This is a genomic window from Cryobacterium cheniae, from assembly GCF_004403395.1.
Classification (GTDB): domain Bacteria; phylum Actinomycetota; class Actinomycetes; order Actinomycetales; family Microbacteriaceae; genus Cryobacterium; species Cryobacterium cheniae.
This window is the reverse complement of the sequence record NZ_SOGN01000032.1, coordinates 1-15784: the sequence shown is the minus strand read 5'-3', so window position 1 is coordinate 15784 and position 15784 is coordinate 1. Positions and strand designations below refer to the sequence as shown.

Sequence of the window (15784 nt, the reverse complement as noted above, 5' to 3'; positions counted from 1 at the left end):
ACGCCCAATCTTCCACTGTGATCACCCATCCAATCGTGGTCGAGTGGACTAGTTTTCAACCGTCGATTCTGGCTGGGTATTCAACCGTCGCTGACACGGCCCGGGTTTTGCTGGTTCGCAGCCATAGGCGATCGTAATCGTGAAGGTCGGGTCGTCGCCCCCCACAGAATCCGGCGGGAGTAATTTTGCTGATGCTCGGTTCCGGAATCAACCGTTGCCGGGGGAGTGCCGCCGAACTTACGTCTCAGGTTGCACGGCGATCACTCGAATTTGGGGTACACCCCAGCTGGACGTCAGGTCAGTCAGCAGGACTGCAGTCAGATAACGTCGGTTTCTTCATTCCTTGACACTTGCTGGCATGGCTCTTGGAGGTGCTCTGACACTGACGGGGTGGACGATGGTGAGCCAGGGCTCGGGTGACTACTGGCCTGAACTTGATGCCGCGGCCGCGGTGACTATCCATAGGAAAGTCGTGATCACGGAGATACCGAGCGTGACGTACCCCAGGATGAGCCCTGTGAGTGAGGCACCGCGTCCGATGCCCCTGAGGCGTGTTGCGTTTCGCAATCCAACGTGGCCGAAGATCACAGCGAGCACTGCGGGCAGGAACGCCAAGAACATCATGACCAGCCCGAGGATCGGGATGGGTATCCAGATCCCAGTGACGCTGGCGACGATGCCGAGAACAAGTGAGGTGATGGCCATACCGTTGGTGGGCGGCCTGATGACCTGCTGATAGATGATCTGCTGCTGCGGGTAGGAGGACATGTCCCGGTCACTCATTTCGTTTGTCGGGGAGTGCGTTCGGACGCGTCCGTCGTAGTTGGTAACGACGGCTTCGTGTGATTGGCGGCCGCTGACCAGGCGTAGAAGTGCACAAGGCTGGAGTCTGTCGCGGAGTTGTCGTCACGGTTGAGATGGTGCTTCCCGAGGCTTGCATTGTTCATCGCGCGGGTCAGTTGTTGGTCACGAGGCCAGTTGCGGAATCGAAGGTTACGCCGGCACCGGAGGAGTCGTCGGTGATCGTGAGGCGGTAATTCTCACCACTAGTGCTCCGTGCGTATCCGCCTGTTGTGCCCACAGGGATTTGAAAGAGCGCTTGGCCCTCTGGTGTCGAGACCATGTTGTCCGCGTTGATGAGGAGTTCCGTCGGCCATGGTTGTCCAGGCGTTCTTAGATTCTTGAGGACAAACGAGATCGTGCCGGCTGCCATCTGCATGGCTGCACGGGTCTCTTCCGGAGAACGTGGCGCGGTGGCCAGCGGCGTCGTAGCCGGGGTCTCTGGGACTACTACTTGCGGTGTCAGTGCTGCCGGGTTTGCCTGTGGGAGGACACCAGGCGCGGTGGCCATGGGCTGGGTCAGGGCAGTCAACGAAGCCAGGCTCGGCATGGGGGGTACGGCGTTTGGTGCGTAGAAGAACGCCAGGCTCCAAATGGATAGCAGTGTCCCGGCGACACCGAGAGTGCCGCCGATTGCAGGCAGTAGCCGGCTCGTCGCTCGGCCTTCTCGTCGGAGCTGCGTTGCTCGAATGGCGAGCGAGATCGCTGTGATGCCGGCAGTGGTGAATGCGAATCCGCGGAACCCCGTGCTGACGTCCGGATGAGCCAGAGGCAAGAGAGTAGCGAAGAGGCCTAACGCGACGGCTAGCAGGCCAGTCAAATTGCTCGACCGGGCGCGCGGCTGGGTCGCAACGTACCTACTGCGGGGGCGTGTGATTGTGTTGGCCGCCGGTTCGTCCCAATACCCCGGCGGGTTCCAGTCTCTAGGACCACGCCCCATGTCAGCCCCACGTCAATTCCCCCAAGCGCCCATCAATGCAGGCGCCCTTCTGTCTAGCAGCCGGGAGATCCGCCCGACAGACCCCCGAACAAGTGGGGTCAGCGAGGGTAGCGACGGGATTTGTCGAATATCCGACGCTAAGGATTGGGACGCACGGTAACGATCGTTTTCGGAATGCGCCGCCGACCGCTAACTTGAACCCATGACACTGCTGGATGAGATCATTGACGCGAGCACGGCAGAGTCGGGTTCCACGCCAAATCTGCTGCGCAAGGTGCGGGTAGCGGCACATCGCCTCGGTGCATCCGAAATCTCGACATGGGCCCAGCGGGAGCTGTCCGGTTATCCCGACGATGTAGAACTTCCGGACTACCGCGTTCAAGCCACCTCAGTTCTTGGGATCTTCTCTGGACCGGGTCGGTCCGAGATACAACATGACCTGCAAAGAGCATCTGACGAATTCCTGGAATGGTTCAGTGTGGAGATGCGCCAACCCCTCTCGGAGCTGGAGAGTTTCGCAAGTGCTGAGACTGATGCAGTGCGCGGGTGGCCGGCGTGGCTGGTCCAGAAGTACGAGCGGGGTGGCTTCTTCCGCATGAACATGCACGTTCTCTTCAGCGCGCACAACGTGATCCCTCGCCAGCGAATTCATGGACTTATCGACACGGTGAAGACCCGCGCACTGGATTTTGCGCTCGAGCTTCAAGGTGAGTTTCCAGACGCTGGCTCCGTCGATGGACCGACGGTGAATTCCGAGCCGTCCCTCGCGCGGACTGTGAACAACATCACCAACAACATCACTGGGCACGGCACGAACGTAGCAATCGGCAATGAGAAGGTCCAGCAGCACAACTCCGTGACGGTGGGCGACGTGGCCGCTTTGACGTCGGAGGCGGAAGCCCTCGGACTGACTGCAGACGCGGCCACCGAGTTCGTCACAGCGGTCGAGACCGATCAGAGTGTCGATGGGCCAGCGGTGACACATTTCCTCGATCGTTTGCGAAGGGGGGCGATCTCGCTCGGCTCGGCTGTCGGCAGTGACGTCGTGGCTGGCTCCCTAATTGAGCTTGCGAAAGGCTTCCTAGGCGCCACTTGATGCGGGCGACAGCATGCCCGCAAACAATCGTTTGAGAACAAGCGGAGCAGTGAGCGCAGCTGAGTGCTCCGCGTCTCGGAACTAGCGATTAGTTCACAAGGAAGAGCCCGCCGGTCACGAGCCCCGAGAGCCGCCATGATCGTGAACAGCATGGGCCCCATCGGTGTCGCTGTGTCGACGTCGCCGCCGCCCAGGTTCAGCACCCGGAGGCCGGCACCGCGGCCGCGGAGCTCCTTGGCGAAGTCGAGCATGTTCTGCGTCGATCGACCCAGCCGGTCCAGCGTCGTGATGACGAGCGTGTCGCCATCCTCGAGAGCGTCCAGCGCGCGATCGAAGTGAGGCCGCGTTGCTCTAGCGCCAGAGACCCCCTCGTCGACATAGAGGCCGTCGCGCCGGACACCCGCGGCCAGGATATCGGCCTGGTGCCGGTCGGTGGATTGCTGGCGCGTCGATACGCGCGCGTAGCCGATCAGCTCCGTCACTCTGCTCCTGGATGTTTCATAACTAACGGTGAGTACCGCCATCCATCAGCGGGTTATGCGACGTAGTTATGCGAATCGCCGCGCCCCGAGATTCCGGTTTAATTCCGGCGATCTGCAATGGCGAAAAATGAGAGTTGTGAGACGCCTTATATCCCTAGGGTTATGAGACGCTCGGATGTTGATCCGCTCCATGTCTAGGTCTCTACGAATGTCGTGCAGACGAATGTGAAATTCGGGTAGCCGAGTGCGGGAAACGAGAACTGCGATGCGGACGCCGGGTCGCCTTCGCTCATCTGCCCTGTGCACATCGACCAGCCCAGCTACAGGCGTGTGATAATGCGTTCGCGGTCGAATCGGGCGACGATAAAACGGAACGCGGCAATGTCGATGGCGACGAGTACGACGGCAGCGATGAGCGCGATCGTGACGTCAAACAGCATGAGTCCGGCGGCCTGGCTGACGACGAGGGCGATGATTGGGAACACGAGGAGAAGTGCCGAACCTTGGGCACCCTGCATCGTGGTGGAGCGTCCTGACACCGCCACGATCAGGCAGGTCGCGAGAAACCCCACCGACGGGACCAAGACGACGACGATGACGGCCCACGTCCATGTAGGGAAAAAGACGCCGCCCATCACCGGCGAGCCAAGCACGTTGACGATGAGCGTGTAGACAACGAATGCGGCCCAGGTGAGTAGCACTGAGGGGATCAGTGAGCCGAGCACCTTGGCGAGGACAAGTTCTCGATTGCTGAGAGGGGTGTAGAGGAGCCCTTCGAGCGTTCGCCGTTCCTTCTCTCCAACGAAGCTGGAGCTGGCGGTGATAGTGGCGATCATGACGGGAATGATTAGAAAGAACGGCGCCATGAAGTAGACGATGACCGCGTAGACGACGGTTTGTTCCGCCGTGTACCCGGAGGGCACGACTCTGGAGGGGAGGTTGTCGAGGAAGCTCTGCAGCCCGGTGATCGTCGAGGCGAGAATACCGCTGTTGCCGCCGAGGATGACGGCCGCGGGAATTACGGCAGCGAATAGCAGGGGGATGACCACGAGCGGGGCGACGACTTGCTTGTTGCGTGAGACTTCGATCCAGTCTTTCCGGACCACGGCCCACGCGCGTTTTCGGTCGATCATACGTTGCTCCCCTCATCGAGTGTGGCGAAGTAAAATTGCTCGATTGTTGGTCGCTTCGAGATCACTTCGAGCACGGGGATGTCGTCTCGAACCAGTGCCGCGACAGCGGACGGGACGAGCCGTTCGTCCGAGATCGAGAACATGAGCCGACCATCGGAGTCCACTACTGGATCCTGGCCGGTCACTGACGCCACAACCAGTTGCGCGCGCTGGAGGTCACCTCCGACCGTGAGCGAGTAGCGATGTTTGGGCCACTTCTGACGTAGGAGGTCGTCCACCGTGCCGGAGGTGAGCAACTGACCATTCCTGATGATTCCGATGTCGTCGCAGAGAGATTCGAGACCGTGGAGCTGGTGTGTGCAGATGATCACCGTGGTGTCCAAGGAGCGGATCATCTGCTTCAGGTAATCGATCAGATCGGAGGATGCTTCCGGGTCGAGGCCGGCGGTCGGCTCGTCGAGGAATAGCAGCTCCGGTTCGTGGATCACGGCACGGCCGACCGCGAGTTTCTGCCGCATCCCCTTGCTGAGCTCACCGACTAGTGAATCAGCGCGGTCCGACAAGCCCAGCACATTCAGCACCTCATCGATACGCCTGCTCAAGGCCTTGCGACTCATCCCGTACAGAGCACCCCAGGTGCGCAGGTTCTCGCGGGCACTGAGCGTTTCATACAGGCTTGTGTCGGTCTGCACACCGATCCGACGCCGGAGCGCGTCAGCGTTCGCGGGGCTCACCAACTCGCCGAAGAGCCTAGTGGTGCCGCTATCGGGCGTGAGGAGACCCGTGAGCAGCCGAACCGTCGTCGTCTTGCCTGACCCATTGGGGCCGAGCAGACCGAAGGCATGTCCTCTAGCAACACTGAAAGACAGATCCGCGACGACTTCTCGACTACCAAATCGCTTTGACAAGCCCGACGCAGACACTGTCCGGTCATGCGCATACGCGACATCTGGAGCGCCAGCGACGGTGGTGTCGCGCGGTCGAGATTGATCCAGCTTCATGATTGGTCCTTCGTTGGTGCGACCGCTGCAGAGGTCGACGGGGACGCTGTCCACCAGGCGTGCCGGAGCCCCGAACGCAGCGGCACAAGGATGGTAGCAAGCGAAACAGTGACGGCAATAGGTAACGCCGCCGCGACAAGAAGACCCCACCGTCCGCGAGGGGCCCGCATCTGCGCGACGGTGGCAGCGACGACGCTCGCGGAGATTACGGCGAGGGAGGTCGCACTTGCCGTGCGCACGAAGCGTTCCTCGATTGACGCTTTCCCCTGTTGGGCCCAGAGCGCGGGAATCACCCCGAGTGCGACGGCCCCGATCAGCATCTGTCGGGGCGCTTCGGTTCGTGGCCGACCTCCGAGTCCGAATCCTGAAGCCACGACCGGTGGGAGCGCATGCCATGCGAGAGCGGTCGCGGTGGCTCCCGCGATGATGATCGGAACCGCCTGCGTGAGTCGGAGCTCGCGTTTAGGGATGCGCGCTAGGACATCGTCGCTGGCATCGTCTGGACGGATGAGGCCGATCCGAACCGCGAGCGCTCCGAAATTGAGGGCCCAGCCAAGCCCGAACAAGCGCGGGACGAACAGTCGCGGGTTTGCCGGATCCCAGGTCCTCGAGCGGACTTCACCGCTCACGGGTCCTCGAGTCTCGACGGGCACGCCGAGGATGCGCCAGCGGGCGGCTTCTGGGAGCCGTTCCTCAGCGAGAGCATCCCGAAGGTGGGCGGCATAGCTCGCCGGATCGCCGAGTGCCTTCACAGGGTCCACCCCAACTTCAGCGAGCTCATCGAGCTGAGCGGCCAGCGCAGACAACGCACGCCGACGGTCCGCGTTGGGCAAGCTGTCAAGGTGCGTGCGCACGACTTGGAGATAATCCACCGTCATGATGTTCCGTCCCCGAGAATCTCAGTCATGGCGCCGCTCATTGCGACCCAGGCGCCAGCGCCATCAGACAGCCGGTAATACTTCCGAGGCGGTCCACCCGCGGCCTCCGCCCACCGCGTGCTGACGAGTCCCGCCTTGTCCAACCGCGCAAGAAGCGGCTACACAGTGCCGGGGGGGTTGCTGTCAGCGCCGGGTATGCCGAGAGTCGCCGAATGATCTCAATGGAGTAGTACTCCTCACGGTCGAGCACGGCGAGAATCGCAAGCTCAAGTACGCCTTTGCGGAGCTGTACGGCGCGATCACTAGTTTGCACAACATAGATCCTTGCATTGCAAGTAAGACTCGTCAAGTGCGTCATCCGAGGTAGCGATGGTGGGGTTCGTACGTTCGACGCCTAGCTCCCTTGACCTGCAACGCTACGGACGAGCCTTAGCGTGCCTCGCAGCTCGCCCCCAATTCGATCCGAATGCGAGGCGTCTCGCAACCTCCGCGTCTCGAAACCGGCGGATTCAAGTGGTGTCTGCAACACCGGTTTGATTAGTTGGGTTCGCGGTTTAGCGTGGCAAGGACCTCTGCGGGCGTTCGGTAGCCGTGGCGTTTGCGGGGCCGACGGTTGAGTTCCGTAGCAACGTTCTCGAGGATCCCGGGCCCGTGAATGGACAGGTCTGTGCCTTTCGGAAAGTACTCGCGCAAGAGCACGTTGGTGTTCTCGTTGCTGACACGCTGCCAGGGCGAGTGCGGATCGCAAAGGTAGATCGGCATCCGGGTCGCCATTGTGATTTGCTGGTGTCGAGACATCTCCGCTTCCTGATCCCAGGTGGTCGAACGGCGCAGCTGTTCCGGGAGGGTATTCATTGCCACGATCATCGCGTCGGCAACGGTGCGAGCGGTGTGATCCCCGGGCAAATACAGCAGCATCACGTATCCCGTGGTCCGTTCGAGAAGGGTTCCGATCGCGGACTTCGACGAGGTCGAGCCGATGATCAGGTCGCCCTCCCAATGCCCGGGAACGGCGCGGTCCTCGATCTCCGGCGGTCGGAGATCATCACCATCTCCCGGAACCTCTGCGGCCGCGGGCCCTCCGACCGCGGCGGGCGCCGTGTGACACGCCCTGACCGCAACGCGCGCGGAAACCGCGGCGCACGCAGCTGAACGCGGCAGGTAACATCCGCGACAAGGTGATGTTGAGCGAACGGCCGAAAGAGGCCAACGACAGACTGGTCGTCGGCCATTGGGAGGGTGATCTGATCGTCGGTTCCGCGTCGAGTTCGGCAATCGCGACCTTGGTTGAACGCACGACCCGGTTCGTCGTCTTGGTACATCTGCCCAACGGCCACAGCTCCACTGAACTCCACGATGGACTCACCGACGCCCTGGACGCTCTGCCCGTGCTGCTGCCCTTTACGGCTGCGGTTTGACATTAATTAGAGCAAAGACTCTAATTAGGGTATGACCCCGGAAAAGAAGGCCGAAACGGCCCTACACGGTGATGGTGCGCACACGGATGCGCAGGAAAAGGCGGGGCGGGCGTCGACCAGGCGTTCGTTTCTCAAAGTGGCCGGAATCGGTGCGGGGTCCCTCCTGTTCGTCGGTGCCGCTGGATTGACCTGGCGTGCAGTCGACGGCGGCGTGCTCGCGAGCGGCACTGGCGAGGCCTTCGCGGCGTGGGGGGAGGCCGGCCCCGAGACGCACGACGCCCTCGGCCTAGTGCGGGCCGCCGTGCTCGCGGCGAACGCCCACAACGCCCAGCCCTGGCAGTTCCGGGTGTCGGACAACCGGATCGACGTGTTCGCGGACACGACCAGGAACCTGGGTGCCATGGACCCGCTGTTTCGCGAACTGGATGTTTCACTCGGATGCGCCATCGAGAACATCGTCGTCGCGGCCCCCGCGAACGGGAAGGCGGCTACCGTCACGCTGCTGCCGGACCCTACAGACCCCACGCATGTCGCACGGATCGACCTTCACGCGGTGGAAGCCTCCGTCTCACCTCTGTTCGACGCCATCACGTCCAGACATACCGACCGCAACGGCTACGACCCGGCCCGGCGCGTGGGCGACGCGGAGCTGGCCCGGCTCAGCGGCCTCGCCGACACGATGGACACCGAACTCGTCTGGTTCTCGACCCCGGCGGAGAAGGACGCGTTCGGCGCCCTGACTATCCGCGCAACGAAGGCGATTATCGCGGACCCGGAACAGGTGGTGGATGACGCCGCCTGGTACCGCACCGACTGGAACGAGATCCAGGCGCATAAGGATGGCATCACGATTGACCCGTCCGGGCAGTCCGAGTTCATCAGGGCTATTTCGAAGGTCATGCCCGTCTCAACCGCCCAGAACAACGCGGGCTGGCTTGCGGGCACCCGCGACAGCCAGGTTCCGACCGCCTCGGCCTTCGGCGCCATCGTCGTGCGCGACCCGCTCGACACCGGGCAGCGCCTCGAGGCCGGTCGGCTCTGGCAGCGCCTGCATCTGGCCATGACGGTCGACGCGGTGAGTGCCCAGCCGCTCTGCCAGATTCCGGAACGGATCGACAGGGAACGCTCCGCAGGCCTGGCGCCGGACTTCGGCCCCGCTTTCGCGGCTCTGCTGCCCGCCGATCGCCACGCGATCATGACCTTCCGGATCGGGTACCCGACCACGAAGGCGCTGCCGAGCCCGCGGCGGCCCGCGCGAGAGGTCGTGCTCTCGTGAGCCGCGTCCCCACAACAGCGACGGCGAGGGGCACCGTGGCCGGCATCCTCCAAACGGCGCTCACTCTTTTCAACGAACGCGGCCCGGCCGCCGTCACCACGAACGCGATCGCGGCCGCGGCCGGCATCAGTCCAGGCAACTTGTATTACTGGTTCGGCGGGAAGGACGAGATCGTGCGCGAGCTGCACGCGCAACTGGTCGCGGCCTATGAGGCTGTCTGGGGGGTGCTCGAGACCGGCAGCCCGAGGCAGCTCAGCCCGGAGCAGGTGCTCGACCGCCTCGGCAGGGGTGCCGCGCTGACGCGGCAGTACGCGTTCCTAGCCCGCGACCTCTTCGGCCTTCTGCACGCAGACCCCGTGCTCGCGGAGCAGTACCGACTCGTGCGCGCACGTCGGCTCGTCACGTTCACCGACCTCGCGCGCGGCTGGCGTGATCACGGCGACATCCGCCCCCTCAGCGATCCCGAGCTCGACGACCTCGTGAGGGCACTCTGGATTCTCGCCGAATCCTGGTTCGCCTTTGACGAGCTCGACTCCAGTGCCCCCACCGGGTTCCCTGCCGGTAACCGCGACCCGGACTCCGAGGGCGGAACGCGCTACCTGCGCGCCGTCTTCACGTCGTATCTCAGTGTCCCTCCGGGCACAGCGCATAACTAACGGCGGTGAGTTGTGCACTGCAAGCAAGAGAAGGTTGCGTCCGGCTTGGGTGCCTTCCTGAGGAGCACGGTTCTACAACCACACCTAAGTCAATTGCTCGTAATCAGAAAGCTGAAATAACATGACGCCCCACTACTTAAGCCAGCTTGTTTGGCGGACACTTCTCGGTGTTGCAATTTTCAACGCGCTCTCAGCGGTGAGCGGAGGCGTACTTATGCTATTCACCGGCGGACTGGGCATGCCCCTCTCGATGCTGGAGAACAGCCCTTTCCCATCCTTTGTCGGGCCAGCGATCATTTTGCTTGTCGTTATTGGTGGTACGCAGGCGCTCGCAACCGTGCTCATGGTGCGGAGCCGTCCAACCTTCCTGCTCTGGAGCGCTGTTGCGGGCTTCGCGATAATCATCTGGATCATGATTGAGGCGGCAATAATCCGCGGGTTTGGTGTGCTGCAAGCACTGTACTTCAGCACCGGAATTGCCCAACTCGCTCTCGTCCTGGCCCTTCTGGGAATCGTGGCATGGCTACCCCGTGTCCAACTTGCGGAACGTCTCGCGCCCACAACTAGTCGACCCTGACCTGGGCGCACGGGTGCGCCTGGATCGCCTATGCGCACCACTCAAACCACGGCGAGGTTGACGCCGTGTCTTCGCTCGTCAGCTCAAATCGACTCGGTTGAGCATGGTCATCGGCTGGTGTGGCCTCAGGTTGCCGACGAAGTCTCCCAGGTCTGGGGCGAAGAAAACGGAGCACTTCCTCCAGAAGAGGGCGCTGGAGCAAGCTGAGCGGGACGCAAAGTGGCGCGAAACGGTCGCACAGATGCGACTGGATGAGAGAACGACCGATCAGTGACCGCCTGAACCACCGCGAATGGTGGTGCGGGTGCTGGGGGAAAGGGATGCCGCAATGAGAGGGGCCAGGCGGCCATGCACACGGATGAACTGTGTGCACCGCCAAACTGCGCGAATTGCCTCGTCCCGATGTCGCTCACCGGCTCCACCGCCGCGCCCCACTGGCGACGCAGACGAGCGTGCTGGCGGCAGCGGCATATAGCCTCACCGCCCCCCAGAATGAGTCTGAGTACTTGTACGCGGCCTACCGGCTGCCTTCGAACTAGTCCACGACCGTGTGCGCTCCGTGCTCTGGGCAAGAGAACGCGATCGTGATGCTGGAGTCCGTCTCGAATGGCTCTGTCGGGTAACCAGCGCCGCATGCCGCGCAGGTGCGGTGCTGCTCAGTGGACTCGAAAATGGTAAGCGTTTCTCTCTCGAGCGGGTAGATGAGCGTGTGAACGCCGCGCTCGTGGCGCACCCGCGCGATCTATAGCTCTTTCCGTTGGAAGGCAGCGGCCGCGAGCGCGATTAGGCCTGCGGCGAGCAGCAAGGCGGTGCACACCGGCCAGAAGGCATCCACGGGTTTGCCGAGTGCCAGCGTGGTTGGAATGGCGGTGAGCCCCGCCGGTGACCACCTGCTCAGTGGCGTCCAGAGTGAGGCGATCGAGATGAGCGCGTATACGCCCAGCCCGGCGCCCGCGGCCCCGGCAGCGGGGGCGATGAGCACCGACAGGAACGTCATCAGGGCGATGAAGAGGATACCGAAGACGAGCCAGGCCAGAGCCGCGGACCAGAGTGCCTGCCCAGGTGCTTCCCCGAAGACAACGGCGGTCAGCCCCCAGGTGACAGCGGTGCCGATGACGACGAGAACGGCGAGGAACGCGGAGTGCACGGTCGCCTTGGCAAGGATGAACGAGCCACGCGACACGGGCTTGGTAAGCACGAGCACTGCGGTTCCGCTCCGCCGTTCCGAGGAGACGATGCTGCCGTAGACGATGATCAGTGCGAAGAGCGCTGTCTGGGACAGGTTCTTGATCCAGCCGGTGTAAGCGTCAACGTAGCTCGGGTCGGGGAACGTGAAGTTCCCGAGCTGCTCGGAGGCCAGCGCGTGAATGATTTCCGGGGTGAAGCGGGCCATGATCGGCCCTGTCAGGGCGAAGAACAGCAGGATGCCCGGGAGCACCCAGATCCGCCAGGTGCGCGCGATCTCGAGGATCTCCTTCTGCGCGAACGCCGCGAATCCGATCATTTCGTTCCCCCTCCAACAAGGCTGACGAAGACGTCTTCGAGCCCCATCTCCCCGGCTTCCATTCGGCACAGTCCGGTGTGCCGGTCTGCGACAAGCACCGGGATTGTGCGCCTGGCCGCGTCCATGTCGCTCACGGTGATCTCGATGACTCCGGTGGGTCCCACGGCAACGGATGCCGCCCACGGCTCCCGCGCGATGTCCTGCCCGAGCTGGCCCGCAGCATCCGTGACCTCGAGGATCACCTTGCGTTCGGCGTACCGGGACGTGAGCTCATCGATCGGTCCCTGGGCGACCACGCGGCCGTGGTCAAGGATCGCAACGGTGTCGCAGACGCGTTCGACGTCGGCGAGGATATGCGTCGAGAAGAATACGGTGGTGCGCCCGCGAAGGGAGGTGAGCATGTCGAGCACGTCCCGGCGTCCCATTGGGTCGAGCGCACTCGTGGGCTCGTCGAGCAGTAGCAGCTGGGGTGCGTTGATCAACGCTTGGGCCACGCCGAGGCGCTGCTTCATGCCGCGGGAGAAGCCACCGATGGTCGTTTTCACGTCGGTCAGTCCGGCCAGGTCGAGCAGCATGTGGACGCGTTCATCCAGGGTGCGCCGGTCGATCGCGAAGAGTCGACCGACGAACCGCAAGAATTCCTCTGCTGTCATCCAATCGTAGAAGCCGGGTACGTCAGGCAGGAAACCGATCCGGGCGCGGATCGAGTCGTCCACCGCAGTGACGTTGTGCCCGAGGATTTGCACGACGCCGCTGGTCGGCCGGGCGAGCCCAGTCAGCACCCGGAGCAGGGTCGTCTTGCCTGCCCCGTTCGGGCCTAGGAAACCGAAAATGGAGCCCTCATCGACGACCAGGTCGACATTGTCCAGTGCGTGGTGCTGGGCGTAGGTCTTCGTCAGCCCGGTGATGCGAATCGCGGCACTCATCGCGAACCGGCGTCGGGGTGGGAACCGTACAATGCCTCGGCGACCGTGTCGGGACTGACGGACGGCGCGCGGGCGGCAGTGGACGGCTCGACCGCTGTGGCGGGCTTGCGGGCCACCACAAGATAGAGGATGGCTCCGATCAGGTTCGCGAGCAGGATGACCGCCACCCAGACCCATTTATTACCGAAGGCCACTCGGGCGGCAGGCCGTCGATAGAGATCGACCAGGGCGATGACGTCGAGGGTGATCTGTGCCACCGCAAGTACGGCCAGGGCGATCAACGCTCCGGTCGGCAGAGAGGACAGGGTGGCGTTCATTTCGTTGTACCTTTCTTCGATTTCGCGGCAAAGTCGCGACGTTGCTCAGCGGCGCGGCCGCTTCGGGAGACACCAACGAGCAGCGTAAGCGGCAGCGCCACAGCGCAGCCGATACCAACCCAGGTCGGCCAGATTCCGGCCCCGCCATGCACCGAGTACACCGTCTGCAGCAGGATCGCGAGCGCGACGGTTGCCAGCGCAAGGCTCACCGCCGAGGCGCCCACGCGATTCCACCGTGAGCGCCGGGCCAGGTGCACCCAACCGGCAGCGGCGACCGGCACAGCCGCCAGGCCGGATAGCAGGAAGAGGTTCGCGTCTCGGTCCGAATAGCCGTCAGGCTCGCCGAAGAATCCCCAGTGCGAGGGGACGACAGGGGGCAGGCCCGCCCAGGTGGCAACCGCGACGACGGCAAAGGCAGTGAGGAGGGTAAGCGGGACAAGCATCGTCGCTGCGACGATACGGAGGGGCACCTCGGCGAAGGGCACGTCCTCGTCGTCCGGTCTCACGAGGTGTGCCCTCACCGCGAGCGCGCCGAAGTTGAGCGTCCAGCCGATCCCCAGCGCCTTGGGCACCAGCATCCGCCGATCCGCCGGATTCCACGACCTGCTGGCGGAGCGTGCCGACGTGGGCGGCCTGATGTCGTACGGAACCCCCAGGAACGTGCCCGCGCCAGTTCTGCGCGGTCGCGGCCCCCTGGCGAGGCCCGTGAGTGACCGATCGTCGCCAGCAGCAGCAGCAGCAGCAGCATCGTCGGATGGGTCGGCTTCGTACGCGCGCGCGAGTGTCTCTGGTTTGCCTAGCTCGGCCAGCACCCGGTGCACGGCTTCCAGCGAGCGATCGGAGCCGTCAAGGCGATCTCGGACATGCGCGACCAACTCGTCAAGCGAGTCCCGGTCAATGTCGATTCGCGCTTCCCGCGCGGCGCCGCGGAGTCGGTCGAAATAGTCGGTGAGCAGAGCGGCCGTGGCGGGCGGGAAGCCGTTGCCGAATGACAGATCCGGAGAAGGGATGTCAGTCATTGGTCGCGCTCATTCCCAGGAGATCATCCATATCCGTTTTCATGGCCGCCCAGACCATTGTCATCGACGTGAACGCCTGCACGCCCGCGGCCGATAGTCGGTAGTACTTGCGCGGCGGGCCGACGGGCGACTCCTGCCACTCCGAGGTGATCAGTTCGGCCTTCTTGAGACGGGAGAGCAAGGGGTACGCGGTGCCCGCACTGATCGCGAGTCCCGGGTACTGGCACAGTCGGTCGACGATCTCCGCGCCGTAGGCCTCGCCCGTGTGCAGCATGGCGAGGATGGCCAGCTCGACCACGCCCTTGCGCAGCTGAGACGGTATCGCCTCGCCCTGAACAGCCATCGTGTTTCCTCCGTTTGTTCCGTGCATGAATCATGCGATACCGGGTTCCTTGCAATACAAGCTAAACGGTAGCACAAGGTACCGACTCAATCGACGCACTCGCTGCGACGATCAGTTCAGCTGTGGCGACGTGCGTCAGAGGTCGAGTTGAGCCCGGTCTCTGGCGCCGAGCTTGGTGAGCAGATGGCTGACGTGGGTCTTCGTGGTCGCATAGCTGATGAAGAGGTCGGCGGCGATCTCCGCGTTGGAGCGCCCATGGGCGAGCGAGCGAAGCGCTTCGATCTCACGCTCGGTGAGCACGTCCAAGTCGGCCGTCCTGGCGGGCTCGGTGGGGGATTGCCGCACGAAGGCCTCGATGAGGCGTCGGGTCACGGTCGGCGCGACCAGGGCCTCGCCGCCGGCGACGATGCGGATGGCCGCGAGGAGATCCTCTGAGTCGGTGTCCTTGAGCAGAAAGCCGCTGGCGCCTGCCCGGATCGCGGCGAAGACGTGCTCGTCAAGATCGATTGTCGTGAGGATCAGCACCCGGGTCGCCGCGGTTGCCGGGTCGGCCTCCGGCAATCCTCCGGAAATCCGCTTTCGTTCAGTGCTGCTGGCCCACCGAACTACGCCGCCGCTCCTGCCCGACAGCGCAGTTCGGCGCGCGTGAACTTTGTTGCTTTTCGTCTGGGGGATTGTTCACTGCGTGCTGCCGGCGTCAAGCCGTCGTCACAGTTTCAGCAAAAACTTCTTCCCCCGCTGCGCTCCTCCATAACTTTTGGCCTGCAACCGTTCCTTGGGGCTTGACCCCGACAGCACTCCATGAGGGCGGAGAAACCGCCGAAAGGCAAAAAAATTTGAAGGAGAGAAAATGCTTGAACGAACACAGACCCCCGCGCACACGATTNCGGCCGCGCGCGCTGCCGACCAGCTCGCCCGGATCGCCGACCTCCGGACTCGGCTTGCCCTGTGGGAATCCATCCAGGCCGATCAGGCCAATACCGCACCGAGTAACTGAGGAGATACGAACATGACGGATTACATCAGCACCAAGGACACCGCCAAGTTGGTTCGGGTGGCGCTGAAGAACGCGTTTCCCGGCGTGAAGTTCAGCGTCCGGATGAGCACCGGCACCGCGTCCGCATGGATGAACGTGTCATGGAGCGACGGCCCCACCGACCGCGAGGTAAGCGCGGTAACCGCGATATACGAGGGCCGCAAGTTCAACGGCATGACCGATGGGTACGACGACCAAGGGTCCGCGCTCGTCGCGTTCGACGGGGAGGACATGCCCCGGGTCGTGCGGTACTCCTGCGACGGGATCAACACCCACCGCGACTACACGGCCGCCGGATACCGGGTCGCGCAGCACCTCATCAGCACCGACAGCGACCACAAA

16 protein-coding genes and 3 pseudogenes are annotated in these 15784 nt (G+C 63.4%); 6 read left to right on the top strand and 13 right to left on the bottom strand.

Going from position 1 to position 15784, the window contains the following annotated elements:
- Nucleotides 1–420: 420 nt before the first annotated feature.
- A complete protein-coding gene (locus tag E3T23_RS05695; RefSeq protein WP_174843842.1) occupies nt 421–768 on the bottom strand; it encodes a DUF4190 domain-containing protein in 348 nt (115 codons plus the stop codon).
- A gap of 1214 nt (nt 769–1982) precedes the next feature.
- Here E3T23_RS05695 and E3T23_RS15790 point away from each other — a divergent pair.
- Nucleotides 1983–2516, top strand: a pseudogene (locus E3T23_RS15790) (AbiTii domain-containing protein); the annotation flags it as partial.
- Nucleotides 2517–2734: 218 nt separating this feature from the next.
- On the opposite strand, the gene E3T23_RS15785 reads toward E3T23_RS15790, so the two are convergent.
- The 6 genes and pseudogenes from E3T23_RS15785 to E3T23_RS15445 form a co-directional block, all read right to left on the bottom strand.
- On the bottom strand, nt 2735–3358 hold the full coding sequence (locus E3T23_RS15785; protein WP_255570669.1) for a recombinase family protein: 624 nt from the start codon (nt 3356–3358) through the stop codon (nt 2735–2737).
- 320 nt (nt 3359–3678) lie between these two features.
- On the bottom strand, nt 3679–4491 hold the full coding sequence (locus tag E3T23_RS05680; protein WP_134369422.1) for an ABC transporter permease subunit: 813 nt from the start codon (nt 4489–4491) through the stop codon (nt 3679–3681).
- Complete coding sequence (locus E3T23_RS05675; protein ID WP_166806217.1) at nt 4488–5492, bottom strand: ABC transporter ATP-binding protein; 1005 nt, start codon at nt 5490–5492, stop codon at nt 4488–4490. The genes E3T23_RS05680 and E3T23_RS05675 overlap by 4 nt, the downstream gene beginning before the upstream one ends.
- Nucleotides 5489–6370: a DUF5808 domain-containing protein gene (locus tag E3T23_RS15175; protein WP_166806216.1), complete on the bottom strand. Its 882-nt coding sequence runs from the start codon at nt 6368–6370 to the stop codon at nt 5489–5491. Before E3T23_RS15175 ends, E3T23_RS05675 begins: the two co-directional genes overlap by 4 nt.
- The gene (locus E3T23_RS15450) at nt 6367–6513 is read right to left on the bottom strand and encodes a helix-turn-helix domain-containing protein (protein WP_241977637.1); all 147 of its coding nucleotides are present in this window, start codon (nt 6511–6513) and stop codon (nt 6367–6369) included. Before E3T23_RS15450 ends, E3T23_RS15175 begins: the two co-directional genes overlap by 4 nt.
- Nucleotides 6514–6907: 394 nt before the next feature.
- A pseudogene (locus E3T23_RS15445) lies at nt 6908–7494 on the bottom strand (IS30 family transposase); the annotation flags it as partial.
- Between E3T23_RS15445 and E3T23_RS15980 the strand changes: the two are divergent.
- The 4 genes and pseudogenes from E3T23_RS15980 to E3T23_RS05645 all read left to right on the top strand — a co-directional run.
- Nucleotides 7495–7767 (top strand): annotated as a pseudogene (locus tag E3T23_RS15980) (transposase); the annotation flags it as partial.
- 52 nt (nt 7768–7819) lie between these two features.
- Nucleotides 7820–9064 carry a nitroreductase family protein gene (locus tag E3T23_RS05655; RefSeq protein ID WP_134369419.1) on the top strand — a complete coding sequence of 415 codons (1245 nt, stop codon included), beginning with the start codon at nt 7820–7822 and terminating at the stop codon, nt 9062–9064.
- Nucleotides 9061–9720: a TetR/AcrR family transcriptional regulator gene (locus E3T23_RS05650; protein WP_134369418.1), complete on the top strand. Its 660-nt coding sequence runs from the start codon at nt 9061–9063 to the stop codon at nt 9718–9720. The genes E3T23_RS05655 and E3T23_RS05650 overlap by 4 nt, the downstream gene beginning before the upstream one ends.
- A 121-nt stretch (nt 9721–9841) precedes the next feature.
- Complete coding sequence (locus tag E3T23_RS05645; protein WP_134369417.1) at nt 9842–10297, top strand: hypothetical protein; 456 nt, start codon at nt 9842–9844, stop codon at nt 10295–10297.
- A 742-nt stretch (nt 10298–11039) separates the two neighbouring features.
- Here the strand turns inward: E3T23_RS05645 and E3T23_RS05640 are convergent.
- The 6 genes from E3T23_RS05640 to E3T23_RS05615 all read right to left on the bottom strand — a co-directional run bounded on the left by E3T23_RS05640 (nt 11040) and on the right by E3T23_RS05615 (nt 14931).
- Nucleotides 11040–11801 carry an ABC transporter permease gene (locus E3T23_RS05640; protein ID WP_134369416.1) on the bottom strand — a complete coding sequence of 254 codons (762 nt, stop codon included), beginning with the start codon at nt 11799–11801 and terminating at the stop codon, nt 11040–11042.
- Nucleotides 11798–12727 (bottom strand): ABC transporter ATP-binding protein, encoded by a 930-nt coding sequence (locus E3T23_RS05635; RefSeq protein ID WP_134369415.1) that lies wholly within the window; start codon nt 12725–12727, stop codon nt 11798–11800. Before E3T23_RS05635 ends, E3T23_RS05640 begins: the two co-directional genes overlap by 4 nt.
- Nucleotides 12724–13044, bottom strand: coding sequence for a PLD nuclease N-terminal domain-containing protein (locus tag E3T23_RS05630; RefSeq protein WP_134369414.1), 321 nt, complete (start codon nt 13042–13044; stop codon nt 12724–12726). The genes E3T23_RS05635 and E3T23_RS05630 overlap by 4 nt, the downstream gene beginning before the upstream one ends.
- Nucleotides 13041–14063 (bottom strand): DUF5808 domain-containing protein, encoded by a 1023-nt coding sequence (locus tag E3T23_RS15165; protein WP_166806215.1) that lies wholly within the window; start codon nt 14061–14063, stop codon nt 13041–13043. The genes E3T23_RS05630 and E3T23_RS15165 overlap by 4 nt, the downstream gene beginning before the upstream one ends.
- Nucleotides 14056–14406, bottom strand: a complete 351-nt coding sequence (locus E3T23_RS05620; RefSeq protein WP_134369413.1) for a PadR family transcriptional regulator — start codon at nt 14404–14406, stop codon at nt 14056–14058. The genes E3T23_RS15165 and E3T23_RS05620 overlap by 8 nt, the downstream gene beginning before the upstream one ends.
- Before the next feature lie 135 nt (nt 14407–14541).
- The gene (locus tag E3T23_RS05615; RefSeq protein ID WP_241977635.1) at nt 14542–14931 is read right to left on the bottom strand and encodes a LuxR C-terminal-related transcriptional regulator; all 390 of its coding nucleotides are present in this window, start codon (nt 14929–14931) and stop codon (nt 14542–14544) included.
- A 484-nt stretch (nt 14932–15415) separates the two neighbouring features.
- On the opposite strand from E3T23_RS05615, the gene E3T23_RS05610 reads away from it, so the two are divergent.
- Nucleotides 15416–15784, top strand: a 369-nt coding sequence (locus E3T23_RS05610; RefSeq protein ID WP_198416183.1) for an LPD29 domain-containing protein, incomplete at its 3' end; no start/stop codon positions are given.